Source organism: Agrobacterium sp. NPDC090283, assembly GCF_044769685.1.
Taxonomy (GTDB): Bacteria; Pseudomonadota; Alphaproteobacteria; order Rhizobiales; family Rhizobiaceae; genus Agrobacterium.
The window spans coordinates 160,775-174,605 of the sequence record NZ_JBIVYG010000001.1; the positions used below are offsets into that span (position 1 = coordinate 160,775).

At 58.9% G+C, this 13,831-nt stretch carries 10 protein-coding genes; 7 read left to right on the top strand and 3 right to left on the bottom strand.

Annotated elements, in window-relative coordinates; all coding sequences use genetic code 11:
- Nucleotides 1-161 precede the first annotated feature (161 nt).
- From ACIQUH_RS00840 to ACIQUH_RS00850, 3 genes are all read left to right on the top strand, one after another.
- Complete coding sequence (locus tag ACIQUH_RS00840) at nt 162-470, top strand: hypothetical protein (protein WP_400811856.1); 309 nt, start codon at nt 162-164, stop codon at nt 468-470.
- A gap of 690 nt (nt 471-1,160) precedes the next feature.
- The gene (locus ACIQUH_RS00845; protein ID WP_400811857.1) at nt 1,161-2,267 is read left to right on the top strand and encodes a porin; all 1,107 of its coding nucleotides are present in this window, start codon (nt 1,161-1,163) and stop codon (nt 2,265-2,267) included.
- 584 nt (nt 2,268-2,851) lie between these two features.
- Nucleotides 2,852-3,898 (top strand): porin, encoded by a 1,047-nt coding sequence (locus ACIQUH_RS00850; RefSeq protein WP_400811859.1) that lies wholly within the window; start codon nt 2,852-2,854, stop codon nt 3,896-3,898.
- A 335-nt stretch (nt 3,899-4,233) separates the two neighbouring features.
- Here the strand turns inward: ACIQUH_RS00850 and ACIQUH_RS00855 are convergent, their stop codons facing one another.
- Nucleotides 4,234-6,306, bottom strand: coding sequence for a lytic transglycosylase domain-containing protein (locus ACIQUH_RS00855; protein ID WP_400811861.1), 2,073 nt, complete (start codon nt 6,304-6,306; stop codon nt 4,234-4,236).
- A gap of 362 nt (nt 6,307-6,668) precedes the next feature.
- Between ACIQUH_RS00855 and dapA the strand changes: the two genes are divergently transcribed.
- On the top strand, nt 6,669-7,553 hold the full coding sequence (gene dapA, locus ACIQUH_RS00860) for a 4-hydroxy-tetrahydrodipicolinate synthase (protein ID WP_065115254.1): 885 nt from the start codon (nt 6,669-6,671) through the stop codon (nt 7,551-7,553).
- A 161-nt stretch (nt 7,554-7,714) separates the two neighbouring features.
- A complete protein-coding gene (gene smpB, locus ACIQUH_RS00865; RefSeq protein WP_400811863.1) occupies nt 7,715-8,197 on the top strand; it encodes an SsrA-binding protein SmpB in 483 nt (160 codons plus the stop codon).
- A 164-nt stretch (nt 8,198-8,361) separates the two neighbouring features.
- Here smpB and ACIQUH_RS00870 read toward each other — a convergent pair whose 3' ends face one another.
- Both ACIQUH_RS00870 and ACIQUH_RS00875 read right to left on the bottom strand, forming a co-directional pair.
- On the bottom strand, nt 8,362-9,861 hold the full coding sequence (locus tag ACIQUH_RS00870) for a methyl-accepting chemotaxis protein (RefSeq protein ID WP_400811865.1): 1,500 nt from the start codon (nt 9,859-9,861) through the stop codon (nt 8,362-8,364).
- A gap of 216 nt (nt 9,862-10,077) precedes the next feature.
- On the bottom strand, nt 10,078-10,647 hold the full coding sequence (locus ACIQUH_RS00875; RefSeq protein WP_003509957.1) for an NYN domain-containing protein: 570 nt from the start codon (nt 10,645-10,647) through the stop codon (nt 10,078-10,080).
- Nucleotides 10,648-11,041: 394 nt separating this feature from the next.
- Here ACIQUH_RS00875 and rpoZ point away from each other — a divergent pair, with 394 nt between their 5' ends.
- Nucleotides 11,042-11,434, top strand: a complete 393-nt coding sequence (gene rpoZ / locus ACIQUH_RS00880; RefSeq protein ID WP_020009554.1) for a DNA-directed RNA polymerase subunit omega — start codon at nt 11,042-11,044, stop codon at nt 11,432-11,434.
- Nucleotides 11,435-11,566: 132 nt separating this feature from the next.
- On the top strand, nt 11,567-13,801 hold the full coding sequence (locus ACIQUH_RS00885; protein WP_400811867.1) for a RelA/SpoT family protein: 2,235 nt from the start codon (nt 11,567-11,569) through the stop codon (nt 13,799-13,801).
- The last annotated feature ends 30 nt before the right edge of the window (nt 13,802-13,831 follow it).

Consider the following 13,831-nt stretch of genomic DNA (forward strand, 5'->3'; position numbering starts at 1 on the left):
CGTGCAGCAATATTCCCAAAGAATGGCGCAGGCGGGCCGCGCGGATCGATCACGCATATTTTAGAAATTCGATCAGGTCTTTTGCGCCGATGATCCTGGACGCATCTCGTTCTTTGAAAAAGAGCGCCTATCTAAATTCTGACGCAGACAAAGGAGTTTTGATGATCGACGAATATGGCCCGCACGCGCAGATGGGCACGCTTGCAGAGCAGATGGCCTCTCACTACCAGATGGACGCGAATCTCGATCTGGGTGCGCACCTGTCGCACTATATGGACGAGGTTGAGGTCAACATATCCGCCGACAGCTTTGATCATGTGGGATTCATGAACAGGATTGGCGCGCGACTGACGATGACGCTGGCAAAAACCACCGCGCCTCGGCGTCGGGAATTCCTGCAAGCCGTCGTGGTCGCGCTTCAGGAGCGCATCGATCGGTATTCACTCGACGTGGCCCTGGGCGGCACTTGAGTGCTGCTCCCCCGGCGAGCGCTGGGGGGCAAACAAACCTCATCGTTGGCGGCGGCGTTCGTGTCCCGCGGGATGATGGTTTGGTGCGTCAGCATCCATCTTCGTGATGATTTTGGAGCCCGGGCCAGTTCTCGAACGCGCCCGACGCACGCAAGCGGATGCGCCGCGTCAGAGCACGCAGCCCGGGCCGAAGGCAACCCGGCTAGCTTGACCGCATATGCTCAGCCCGTCGAATCGTTGTCCGATGAATCAGTCTTGGGCCGGGTGGTGTTCTCCCGCTTCCCCCATGCGCACCGGTGGCGGGCTCCGGAACGGGGCCGCTCGAAGCAAAAAATCCCAATATCCAGTACCGGCAAAGCAGGGAATAGCGGAAAAGGCTCGTAGTTTAGAAAGACCTTGTTAACTTCGCTAACTAACAGATTTTCAAGGAAATTCTTAACGTACTGTAAAAGCGATAAACGGCCCGCTACGCACTGTGTGTTGTTTCCGCAACAAACCGAAATGAAGCATATACGTAAATGCTATTTATCGGATGTTGGCGATTGCAAGCGGCGAAACCTTTTGTATTTTCACCACCAGAAGCGAGGCGGTGGATCGTTTGGCTTCTAAGAACACGGGAATGGGGCAGGGAATGCTGTCCTTCAGCGAAAGTACCCAGACCCACTTAAAAACTTTGACTGGAGGTCAACCATGAACATCAAGAGCCTTCTGATCGGCTCCGCTGCGGCTCTCGCAGCAGTATCCGGCGCCCAGGCTGCTGACGCTATCGTCGCTGCTGAGCCTGAGCCCCTCGAATACGTTCGCGTTTGCGACGCTTTCGGCACCGGCTTCTTCTACATCCCCGGCACCGAAACCTGCCTGAAGTTCGACGGCTACATCCGTTTCCAGACCGACTTCGGCCGTAACAAGTCCGGCACGTCTGACTGGAACTCCTTCACGCGCGCTCAGTTCAATATCGACACCCGTACCGACACCGAGCTCGGTGCTCTGCGTGGCTACATCGGTCTGCGTGGCGATGCCAGCAACGACTCCAGCCGTGGCGTCAACGTCGACCAGGCTTTCATCGAGCTCGGCGGCCTGAAGGTTGGTTACTACTACAACTGGTGGGATGACGGTCTGTCTGGTGAAGTTGACCAGCTTTCCTCGAACGCTACGCGTCTGAACGCCATCCGTTACACCTACGACGCTGGCTCCTTCTACGCTGGTGTTGCAGTTGAAGAACTCGAGCGCGTTGTTGCTGGTAACGGCACGACCGTTGACGGTGGTCTGAACCTCACCAACAACCTCGGCGTTTCGCAGCTGAACTGGACTGTTCTGAACGGTCAGCGCGACAACAACGTTGGTATCAGCGCCATCATCGGCGGTAACTTCGGCGCTGTTAAGGCTAACCTGCTTGGCGGTTACGACACCGACGCTGAAAACGGTGCAATCCGTGCAATCGTCACGGCTGACATCGGTCCCGGCACCCTCGGCCTCTCCGGCGTATGGGCTTCTGGCGCTAACGCTTACTACGAAGAATCCGAGTGGACGGTTGCTGCTGAGTACGCAATCAAGGCAACCGAAAAGCTGACCATCACCCCCGGCTTCCAGTACTTCCGTACGCTGGACATCGGTACCGATGGCGACTTCACCGGCGACCGCGATGCATGGCGCGCTGGCGTAGCTGTTGGCTACAAGATCACCTCTGGTCTCTCGACGCTCGTTTCGGTTAACTACCAGGACGTCGACGGCACCGAAGGTGTTAACGGCGGTGGCGACAGCTGGACCGGTTTCGTTCGCCTTCAGCGTTCGTTCTAATCTGATCTGACATTGTCAGTGATGGAAACCCCGGCAGAAATGCCGGGGTTTTTCGTTTGAACAGGTATTGGATGCGGGCTATGGGGCAAAAGCAGTATCGGCGCATGGATTGACGCTTTGGCCCGCTTGGGGGGAATGGCTGCCGCTCCCTCGGTGATTCGCGATCAAGGGAGGCTCGAACTGGAAGTCGCAGGAATCGCTCCTGGATTGCTTCTCACGCCGTGGGTGAAGAGCTGATTCTCTGGCACGACAATCGTCTTTTGAACAATTTCTCGTGGCCCGGTTGTGTCAAGATTCTGGAGGAGGGACGGGCCTCAGGCTGCCTGATCGACTTCTTTGCTCGCTAAGTGTTTGAAATGCATTATTTATTAATAGTTTTTTAAGGAATGGGGTCCCGTCGGTTAGAATTGTAGCTATTTCGCAACATCTAAAAACTAAGGACACCTTACTGTCTTCCTTCTGTCATGATTACGATTGCCTGTGCGGCCGGTTTTGGCTCTAATCATCTCCATAAGCGGCACGCATTTCTGATGTGCATTCCCACCCGCTGCTTAGAAGATTAAGCGTTTGACTGGAGGTCAACCATGAACATCAAGAGCCTTCTCATCGGCTCCGCTGCAGCTCTCGCAGCAGTATCCGGCGCACAGGCCGCTGACGCTATCGTCGCTGCCGAGCCCGAGCCCCTGGAATATGTTCGCGTTTGCGACGCTTTCGGCACCGGCTTCTTCTACATCCCCGGCACCGAGACCTGCCTGAAGTTCGACGGCTACATCCGTTTCCAGACCGACTTCGGCCGTAACAAGTCCGGCACGTCTGACTGGAACTCCTTCACGCGCGCCCAGTTCAACATCGACACCCGCACCGACACCGAGCTCGGCGCTCTGCGTGGCTACATCGGTCTGCGTGGCGAAGCCAACAACGACAGCGACCGTGGCGTCAACGTCGACCAGGCTTTCATCGAACTCGGCGGCCTGAAGGTCGGTTACATGTACACCTGGTGGGATGACGATCTCTCCGGCGAAACCGATATCCTGTCTTCGAACACGACCCGTGGCAACGCTCTGCGTTACACCTACGACGCCGGTTCGTTCTACGCAGGTATCAGCGTTGAAGAGCTTGACTCTACCCGCGACGCTACGTCGAACCTCGGCATTGCCAAGGGCGGCGTCTTTGAAGGCCCGAACAACGTTGGTGTAAGCGGTATCATCGGTGCCAAGTTCGGTGCGGTCTCCGCTAACCTGCTCGGCTCCTACGACACCGACCAGGAAAACGGTGCAATCCGTGCAATCGTGACGGCTGACATCGGTCCGGGTACTTTCGGTATCTCCGGCGTTTGGGCTTCCGGCGCAAACTACTACTACGAAGAATCCGAGTGGGCCGTTGCTGCTGAATACGCAATCAAGGCAACCGACAAGCTCACCATCACCCCCGGCGCTCAGTACCTCGGCACGATCGATATCGCTCCGGACGGTGACTTCACGGGCGACCGTGACGCATGGCGCGCTGGTCTGACGGTTGATTACAAGATCACCCAGGGTCTGGATGCCAAGGTTGCAGCCAACTATCAGGACATCGATGGTCCGAATGGTGATAGCTGGACCGGTTTCGTTCGCCTTCAGCGTTCGTTCTAATCTGATCTGACATTGTCAGTGATGGAAACCCCGGCAGAAATGCCGGGGTTTTTCGTTTTCATGGCTGGGTGAAAATAGGTGTCGTTCGGGCAAAGCGAGCATCGACCAGCCGGCGCCCGCTTTTGACGAATTTGCCCAAAGACACTCGACGCATCTTCGGATCTGTACCGAAGAACTAACCACATTGAATAAAATCAACAGGTTGTGGATCTTCGGGGCAGGCTGGGGATAATGCCGGCGAAACTGGATCGACCGGCAATCCGTGCTGTGGCGCCAGTGGAGTACCCGCCGCCCGTGCCGGAGCGCGCAGAGATGGAATAGCTGGCGGCTCCGCCTTACCCCGCCCGCCCATGGCGCAGGTCGTCAACAATATCGGCCTGTTGCCCGAGCCTTGTCTTGTAGACCTGATAATTCTCCATCACCCGCTGCACGTAATTGCGCGTTTCGGGGAAGGGGATGCGTTCGATCCAGTCGACCACCTCGTCGATCGGCTTGCCGCGCGGGTCGCCATAACGGGAAATCCATTCCGGCACGCGCTTCGGCCCGGCATTATAGGCGATAAAGGTGAGGATATAGGAGCCGCCGAAGCTGTCGATCTGCTCACCGAGATAATGCGCGCCGAGCGTGGCGTTATAGCCCGCATCGGTGGTCAGTCGAGCCTGGGTGTAAGGCAGGCCGTGGCGGCCGGCCACACCCTTGGCGGTTCCCGGCAGAAGCTGCAGCAGGCCGCGGGCGTTGGCGGCGGAGACGGCGGCCGGGTTGAAGGCGCTTTCCTGCCGGGCGATGGCGTAAGCAAGCGCCTTGCCGGAGCCGGCAATATTGGCGCTGGCGGGAATGACGCCGAGCGGATAGGCAAGCGCTGCCGCATCGATGCCACGGCTGAAGGCCGTCTTGCCGATCTGCAGCGAAACCTGATGATTGCCGTTGCCCTCCGCCCGCGCGGCCAGAATGGCAAGCTCGCCGGGACTGTCGAGCTGTTCCGCAAGTGACCGGTAGAGACTGTCGGCCCGCCAGCCGTAACCTGCGGCCTCCAGCCGGTCGATGGCGCGCACGGCCTCGCGGCCGGCGAAACGTTCGCGGTCGCCACTGCTGGGGTTTGGATAGGTGACGTTCAGTGTCCTGGCGCCGATTCGCGCAGCGGCAAGCTGGCCGTAAAACGTGCCGGGATGAGCGGCGGCTTTGGTGAAGAAGTCACGGGCATCGCCCGGTCCGCCAGCCTCCGCCGCCCGTCCGAGCCAATAATAAGCGCGCGAGGCGGAAAGCGGCCGGTTGGAAGTCTGGAGCAGCGTGGTGAAGTGACGCGAAGCCGTCGCCGGATCGCGCAGCGCTCGCAGCGCATACCAGCCGGCATGGAACTCGGCATCGGCGGTGTCGACGGCTGAGGTGGCCGAATGATTGGCGACAATGCGATAGGCCTCGGCGAAATCGCCGAGATCGGCCACACCGCGGGCGATGATGCGCCGTTCGTTCCACCATTCGCCGGGATTGACGAGCTTGGCCGTTTCCTTCGGGGCCTGCCGCAGAAGCACGGCTGCTTCGGGATATTTCTGCTGGTTGCGCAGGTTTTCCACCCGCGCGAAAAGATAGGCGGGGTCGCTGCGCCAGGAGGCGTCGACCTTGCCGAGCAGTGCGGTCGCCGTGGCAGATCGCTGCAGCACGGCAGCCCAGGCATTATAAAGCGATTGCGCCTTGCCGAGATCGCCAAAACGCTTCGCCTGGCTGATGCGGCTGCGATACATCAGATAGTCCATGCGCGCCTTGTGATCGGCAGGGGTCAGATAGGTGGGGAACTCGGCAAGCACACGGTCTTCCATGTCCGTGTCCATGCCCTCGCTGACCCAAAGCTGGCGGATGAGGTTCTGGGATTCGGCCGTTTTGCCGGAGGAGGCGAGCGCCTTGGCAAGCACGACGGTCCCTTCCGCGGTTTCCGGCCGGCTATTGGCGAAGGCGGCGAGCACTTCGGGCGCCGGAGGATCTTCGCGGTAAAGCGCTTTTTCGGAATTGGCGCGCAGGGTGGCGGCACCTGGCCAACCGGAGAGCTCGCGCTGGGCGGCGGCGATCTCGGCGGAAGCGACGTCCTTCTGGCCGGAAACGGCGATTGCCCAGGTGAGAATATGCCGGTCTAGGCTGCCGGTCGGCATGGTGTTGCGCAACGCAATCGCCCGTGCCGCATCGCGGCTGGACAGCGCGTCGAGGCCTGCCTTCAGCTGGCTGGTATCGTCGGGACGGTTGAGGCGCGGTATGGCGCCGGTGATTTCAGGCGAGGCCGGCATGAAGGCCGGAACGGTCGGCGCATTCGGTTTGACATAGGGAAGGGGTGCCGCACCTTCCGGCAGCGGTCCGGCCAATGCGTTCCACACGGTTGCGGCAAGGCCTGCCGCCATCAATCCCCAGACTGTCTTTTTCATGCCGTTCTTCATCGTGTAACGGAGTTGCCGACTTTCTTGTAATATTGCTACATTGCAGCGGGATTGCCGAAAACGGTCTGATGTCCCTCCTCGAAATCTTGGGATTTCAGGCTTAATGAAATGTTAATCGCCGCCCTGCAATTCAATCAACTTTTATTCACCGCCCCGCGAGCGGCGTCTCTTTTCGGCACTTGCTTTTCAGGCTTGCCGATCACGGCCCGGAGACTGTCACACTTCCGACAATTTCGGGCAAAATAGGCTGCCTTTGCGCTTGTCGGCGCCAAGGGCTGGCACTAATGTGTGCCGGTTTTAACCATCGAATGCGGCCGAAGCATGAACCGGCTCGGCGCCAGGAGCTTTGCATGTTCAAGGGATCAATTCCCGCCCTCATTACCCCGTTCACGGACAATGGCGCCGTGGACGAACAGGCCTTTGCCGCCCATGTGGAATGGCAGATCGCCGAAGGCAGCAACGGACTTGTGCCGGTGGGCACGACGGGGGAATCTCCAACCCTCTCCCACGACGAGCACAAACGTGTCGTCGAGCTGTGCATCGAGGTTGCGGCGAAACGGGTTCCGGTCATTGCGGGCGCAGGCTCCAACAATACCGATGAAGCGATCGAGCTTGCGCTGCACGCGCAGGAAGCCGGCGCGGATGCGCTGCTGGTGGTCACGCCCTATTACAACAAGCCGACGCAGAAGGGTCTGTTTGCCCATTTCTCCGCCGTTGCCGAAGCGGTGAAGCTGCCGATCGTCATCTACAATATCCCGCCGCGCTCGGTGGTGGATATGTCGCCGGAAACCATGGGCGCGCTGGTCAAGGCGCATAAGAACATCGTCGGCGTCAAGGATGCGACGGGCAAGCTCGACCGCGTCTCCGAACAGCGCATTTCCTGCGGCAAGGATTTCATCCAGCTTTCGGGTGAGGATGGCACGGCGCTCGGTTTCAACGCCCATGGCGGCGTCGGCTGCATTTCGGTCACCGCCAATGTCGCCCCGCGCCTCTGTTCGGAATTTCAGGCGGCAATGCTTGCGGGCGATTATGCCAAGGCGCTGGACTATCAGGACCGCCTGATGCCGCTGCACAAGGCGATCTTCATGGAGCCCGGCGTCTGCGGCACGAAATATGCGCTGTCGAAGACGCGCGGCGGCAACCGCCGGGTTCGTTCGCCCTTGATGAGCACGCTGGAACCGGCGACGGAAGCGGCCATCGATGCGGCGCTGAAGCACGCCGGCCTGATGAACTGAGTCACGTCTTAAAATCCTGAAGGCGCGCCATGGACCGCTTCGAAACAGAAGCCGTTCGGCGCGCCTTTTCTTTTTGCGGCGACAACATTAAATAGAGGTTCGAAAACCGCTCTCGGCGGTAAGCCGAAGGCGCAATAAGAAAAACAAGGGATTGAAATATCATGGCCCCCAAAGGCAGCCAGCGCGTGGTGAACAAGATCGTTGCGGAAAACCGCAAGGCCCGTTTCAACTACGAAATCATCGACACCTATGAGGCAGGGCTCGTGCTGACCGGCACCGAGGTCAAGTCGCTGCGCGAAGGCAAGGCGAATATCGCCGAATCCTATGCCTCGGACGAGGGCGATGAAATCTGGCTGATCAATTCCCACCTGCCGGAATATCTGCAGGCCAACCGCTTCAATCACGAGCCGCGTCGCCGCCGCAAGCTGCTTTTGAACAAGCGGGAGATCAACCGCCTGCGCGCCGGCATCAACCGCGAAGGCATGACGCTGGTGCCGCTGAAGATCTACTTCAACGACAAGGGCCGCGCGAAGATGGAATTGGCGCTCGCCAAGGGCAAGAAGCTGCACGACAAGCGCGAGACCGAGAAGGAACGCGACTGGAACCGGCAGAAGTCGCGGTTGCTGAAGGGTGGGGCGGCCTAAAGCCCACAGCCCTCATTCCTGTGCTTGTCACAGGAATCCAGCCGACGCGCGTCTGCGCGGCGAGAAGAGTCTTTTCAGCCCAAGGACTTGGGCTGGCTAGATTCCTGTGACGAGCACAGGAATGAGGAGGGGGAGAAGGCTGTCGTCCCTGAAATCGACGGTTTTCACGCCGCCCGATAAGTCCGCTCTACATGCGCCCTCGAAGCCGAAACGCTGAACCGGCTGACAAGCGCCGCCAGATTGGCGCTGACATCGCTCAGATTATGCGTGGCCGCATTGGTTTCTTCCACCATCGCTGCATTCTTCTGGGTCAGATTATCCATGCTGTTGATCGCGGCGTTGATTTCCTGGATGCCGGCGGACTGCTCCTGCGCCGCCTTGGTCAGCGACACGATATGTTCCTGAATATGATCAACCTTGTTGCCGATGGTATTCAGGGATTCGCCCGTCTTGTTGACCAGCGAAACGCCCTGCATCACATCCTCGGAAGACTTGGCGATCAGCGTCTTGATTTCCTTGGCGGCGGTGGCGGAGCGCTGCGCCAGCTCCCGGACCTCCTGGGCAACAACGGCAAAACCCTTGCCGGCTTCGCCCGCGCGCGCGGCCTCAACGCCGGCATTCAGCGCCAGAAGGTTGGTCTGGAATGAAATCTCGTCGATGACAGAAATGATCTGGGTGATCTTCTGGGACGATTCCTCGATCGCCCCCATGGCTTTCACCGCATCCGTCACCACATCGCGCGAGCGCGCCGCCTCAATCGCCGAGCTTTCAACGATGGCCTTGGCCTCCTCGGAGCGCTGCGCCGAGAGTTTGGAGATGGTGGTGATTTCCTCCACGGCGGCGGCCGTTTGCTCCAGCGCAGCGGCCTGCTGCTCCGTGCGGCGGGCCATGTCGTCGGTTGCAGACGTCAGTTCGCGCGTATTGCCGGAAATCTTGTTTGCCTCTTCGACGATCTGCGCAAATGCACCGGAGAGATTGCCGACCGCGGCATTGAAATTGGCGATCAGCCCTTCGAATTGCGGCGCGGTCTTTTCGCCGATGCTGGAGGTAAGGTCGCCATTGGCCAGCCTGTCGAGGGCGTTGTTGAGCAGGTCGAGGACATGATCCTGTTCCTTCTTCATCTGCGCCTGCTCGGCCTCCACCTTCTGTCGCTCGGCGGCGAGCACGTCGAGATAGACGGAGATCGAATAATCCATGTCGAGAAGGGCGGCCTTGATGGTGGCGGACAAGGCGTCCTTCACCTTCCTGGCCTTCTTTTCCATAAAGAGGCCCTTCAGCTCGGACTCGATCACCGCCTTGACGATGCCGTCGAGCATCAGCGCATAACCGCCGATATACCATCTCGGCTCCAGCCCCAGCCTTGCATGGGTCCGGCCGATGGCGGTCACGGCATTGGTGTAGTCGTCGTTGAAGGTGCCGGAAGCGATCCGCTCCCAATGTTTGAGCTGCATGCCCTTGGCGTGCTGCACATGCGCTTCACTGGAGAAAAACTTCGCCGTCTCCGGCACTGCGCGAACCTTCGTATAAAAACGATCGAGCGACGCATCGAGAGAGCCGGTAATGGCGCCCTTCATGTCTGAAAGATTTTGCCTCTCACCGGGGCCGAGCCCCAGAAAATTCAGTCTTTCATCGAGCTGTCGGTCGTTTTTGGCTTGGCCGTGCATGTCTTCTTATCCTGCTTTGGCACCCAAATCATGTCTCTGGCGCCGTTGCGTGATTTAGACACGTCTAAAATTAACCAAGATATAATTTCGATTGGCTGGATTTGACGGTTGTTAATTTAAAGGGCGATTTTCCGGCAAGCGGCGGCATGCGCTCAAACAAAACGCGCCCGTCTTTTGGACGAACGCGTTCCTGTCATGTCGGTGGGTAAAGCCGGATCAGACCGTTTCAGGGCCTTCGGCGTGACGCACCGGGCGCTCGTTCGGGTCGCGCCCGATTTCGGCCTTCAGCGTCATCAGATCGATGAAGTGGTCGGCCTGGCGACGCAGGTCGTCGGCGATCATGGCGGGCTGGGTGGCCATGGTGGAGACCACGGAAACCTTGCGGCCCTTGCGCTGCAGCGCGTCCACCAGCGTGGTGAAGTCGCCGTCGCCGGAGAACAGAACCAGATGATCGACCGTCTCGGACTGTTCCATGGCATCGACTGCCAGTTCGATATCCATGTTGCCCTTGATCTTGCGGCGGCCGAGTGCGTCGGTGAATTCCTTAGCCGGCTTCGTAACGACCTTGTAGCCGTTATAATCCAGCCAGTCGATCAGCGGACGGATCGAGGAATATTCCTGATCCTCGATCAACGCGGTGTAATAATAGGCGCGCAGCAGATATCCACGCTTTTGAAAGGCCTTCAGAAGCTTGCGGTAGTCGATATCGAATCCCAGGCTTTTCGATGCTGCATAAAGATTGGCTCCGTCTATGAAGAGCGCAATTTTCTCCCGTGGATCGAACATTCCATCCCATTCCTTTTTTTGGAAAGGCCATTATCTGGCTTTTATATCCGGTCGATAACGCGAAAAATCATTGTCGTATCAATGAATTTCGCGCAAAGCCGTTGCGTTTTAAGTAAGCTACCTTCCCCCGTATTCCAAGACAATTCTTCTAGACATTTTATTCATCAGACGCCAAACATGGGCGATAAGGTGCCAAAAGACGCCAAAGACAGGAAAAACTTGAATTCTGCGGCCAATGGCTGTATCGGAAGCCGGAAAGCTTCGTCGCGAGAGATCGCAAGCGTTTTCCGCAAGGCACGAAGCGCAGATTCAATAGGTTAGAGCAACCCTTGTGCATCCTGAAGACTGCACGGCGCTTTGATCCACGAACATTACGACCCGCAAAGGACAGGCAATGGCCCGCGTCACAGTTGAAGATTGCATTGATAAAGTAGACAACCGTTTCGAGCTGGTGCTTCTTGCCAGCCACCGTGCGCGCCAGATTTCCCAGGGCTCTTCCATCACGGTTGACCGTGACAACGACAAGAACCCGGTTGTGGCGCTGCGTGAAATCGCCGACGAGACCCTGTCTCCCGACGATCTGAAGGAAGACCTCATCCATTCGCTGCAGAAGCATGTGGAAGTGGACGAGCCCGAGCCCGATCCGGTCACGCTCGCCGCCTCCGCCATTGCCGATGGCGAAGACGATGACCAGCCGGAAACCGTCACTTTCGACCAGATGTCGGAAGAAGAACTGCTGGCCGGTATCGAAGGCCTTGTGCCGCCGGAAAAAAATGACGATTATTGATAGGATTTTATGATGCCTTTGGCAGGCGGTGGTTACCGTCTGTCAATAGTTGCCGTCATAATCTGATCCCTATTGATGCAGCATTGTGCGCCGACCCCATGGTTGGCGCGCTTTCTTTTTGTGGAATATCGCATGATGCGGCAATACGAACTCGTCGAGCGGGTTCAAAAATATAAACCGGATGCGAATGAGGCCCTGCTGAACAAGGCCTATGTTTACGCGATGCAGAAACATGGCCAGCAGAAGCGGGCCAATGGCGACCCCTATATCTCGCATCCGCTGGAAGTTGCCGCCATCCTCACCGAAATGCATCTCGACGAATCGACCATTGCAGTCGCGCTGCTGCACGATACGATCGAGGACACCACCGCCACCCGCGCTGAAATCGACGAACTCTTCGGCGAAGACATCGGTCGGCTGGTGGAAGGGCTGACCAAGCTCAAGAAGCTCGACCTCGTCACCCGCAAGGCCAAGCAGGCGGAAAATCTGCGCAAGCTGCTGCTCGCCATTTCCGACGATGTGCGCGTCCTCCTGGTCAAGCTCGCCGACCGCCTGCACAATATGCGTACCATGGAATATATGCCGGCCGACAAGCGCAGCCGCATTTCCGAGGAGACCATGGAAATCTATGCGCCGCTTGCTGGCCGCATGGGCATGCAGGACATGCGCGACGAGCTGGAGGACCTGTCCTTCCGTTATCTCAACCCGGAAGCCTATGAGACGGTGACCAACCGCCTGCAGGAGCTGGAAACGCGCAATGAAGGCCTGATCAAGAAGATCGAGGACGAGTTGCGCGAACTGCTGGTGGCCAACGGCCTGCTTGGCGCCAATGTCAAGGGACGCCAGAAGAAGCCCTATTCGGTATTCCGCAAGATGCAATCGAAGTCGCTCTCCTTCGAGCAGCTGTCCGACGTCTATGGTTTCCGCATTCTGGTGGATGACATTCCCTCCTGCTACCGGGCGCTCGGCATCGTGCACACCCGCTGGCGCGTGGTGCCCGGTCGCTTCAAGGACTATATCTCCACCCCGAAGCAGAACGATTATCGCTCCATCCACACCACCATCGTCGGCCCCTCGCGCCAGCGTATCGAGCTGCAGATCCGCACCAAGCGCATGCACGAGATCGCCGAATTCGGCATCGCCGCCCATGCGCTCTACAAGGATGGCGAGAACGGGGAGGGCGATCTGCTCTCGCCGGAATCGAACGCCTATTCCTGGCTGCGCCACACCATCGAATCGCTGGCCGAGGGCGACAGCCCGGAAGAATTCCTCGAGCACACCAAGCTCGAGCTCTTCCAGGATCAGGTGTTCTGCTTCACGCCCAAGGGCAAGCTGATTGCCCTGCCGCGCGGCGCGACGCCCATCGATTTCGCCTATGCCGTTCACACCAATATCGGCGACACCACCGTGGGCGCGAAGATCAACGGCCGCATCATGCCGCTCGTCACCCGCCTCAACAACGGCGACGAGGTGGAGATCATCCGCTCCGGCGTGCAGGTGCCGCCAGCCGCATGGGAAGAGGTTGTGGTGACGGGCAAGGCCCGTTCGGCCATTCGCCGCGCCACCCGCATGGCCATCCGCAAGCAATATTCCGGCCTCGGTTATCGCATTCTGGAGCGTACCTTCGAGCGCGCCGGCAAAGCCTTCTCCCGGGAAGCGTTGAAGCCCGTGCTGCATCGTCTGGCGCAGAAGGATGTCGAAGACGCCATCGCCGCCGTCGGCCGCGGCGAGGTTTCGTCGCTCGATGTGCTGCGCGCGGTCTATCCCGACTATCAGGATGAGCGCGTCACGGTGAAGATGACCGGCGATGATGGCTGGTTCAACATGCGCAGCGCATCCGGCATGGTCTTCAAGATCCCCGGCAAATCGCGCTCCGTTCTTGAGGATGATGGCGCGGCCGAAATGCTTGATGGGCCGGACCCGCTGCCCATCCGTGGCCTTTCCGGCAATGTCGACGTGCATTTCGGTGCCGCCGGCGCCGTGCCGGGTGATCGCATCGTCGGTATCATGGAAAAGGGCAAGGGTATCACCATCTATCCTATTCAGGCGCCGGCGCTGCAGCGCTTCGACGATGAACCGGAACGCTGGATCGATGTGCGCTGGGACCTCGATGAGGCGAACAAGTCGCGCTTCATGGCGCGGGTGATGATCAATGCGCTGAACGAGCCGGGCACGCTCGCTTCCGTGGCGCAGTCGATCGCGACGCTGGATGTCAATATCCGCGGTCTCAACATGGTCCGCATCGGTACTGACTTCTCCGAGCTGGCGCTGGATGTCGAAGTCTGGGATCTCAGGCAGCTGAACCAGCTGCTGTCGCAGCTCAAGGATCTCGATTGCGTGTCGACGGTGACGCGTGCCTTCGATTGAGGCATTTTTGATCCTTCGCAAATAATAAAA

Excerpts from the sequence above, each read along its gene's own strand:
- ACIQUH_RS00875 (WP_003509957.1), bottom strand. The coding sequence starts at position 10,647 with ATGTTCGATCCACGGGAGAAAATTGCGCTCTTCATAGACGGAGCCAAT.
- ACIQUH_RS00855 (WP_400811861.1), bottom strand. The coding sequence starts at position 6,306 with ATGAAAAAGACAGTCTGGGGATTGATGGCGGCAGGCCTTGCCGCAACC.
- rpoZ (WP_020009554.1), top strand. The coding sequence starts at position 11,042 with ATGGCCCGCGTCACAGTTGAAGATTGCATTGATAAAGTAGACAACCGT.
- ACIQUH_RS00870 (WP_400811865.1), bottom strand. The coding sequence starts at position 9,861 with ATGCACGGCCAAGCCAAAAACGACCGACAGCTCGATGAAAGACTGAAT.
- smpB (WP_400811863.1), top strand. The coding sequence starts at position 7,715 with ATGGCCCCCAAAGGCAGCCAGCGCGTGGTGAACAAGATCGTTGCGGAA.
- ACIQUH_RS00840 (WP_400811856.1), top strand. The coding sequence starts at position 162 with ATGATCGACGAATATGGCCCGCACGCGCAGATGGGCACGCTTGCAGAG.
- ACIQUH_RS00845 (WP_400811857.1), top strand. The coding sequence starts at position 1,161 with ATGAACATCAAGAGCCTTCTGATCGGCTCCGCTGCGGCTCTCGCAGCA.
- dapA (WP_065115254.1), top strand. The coding sequence starts at position 6,669 with ATGTTCAAGGGATCAATTCCCGCCCTCATTACCCCGTTCACGGACAAT.
- ACIQUH_RS00850 (WP_400811859.1), top strand. The coding sequence starts at position 2,852 with ATGAACATCAAGAGCCTTCTCATCGGCTCCGCTGCAGCTCTCGCAGCA.
- ACIQUH_RS00885 (WP_400811867.1), top strand. The coding sequence starts at position 11,567 with ATGATGCGGCAATACGAACTCGTCGAGCGGGTTCAAAAATATAAACCG.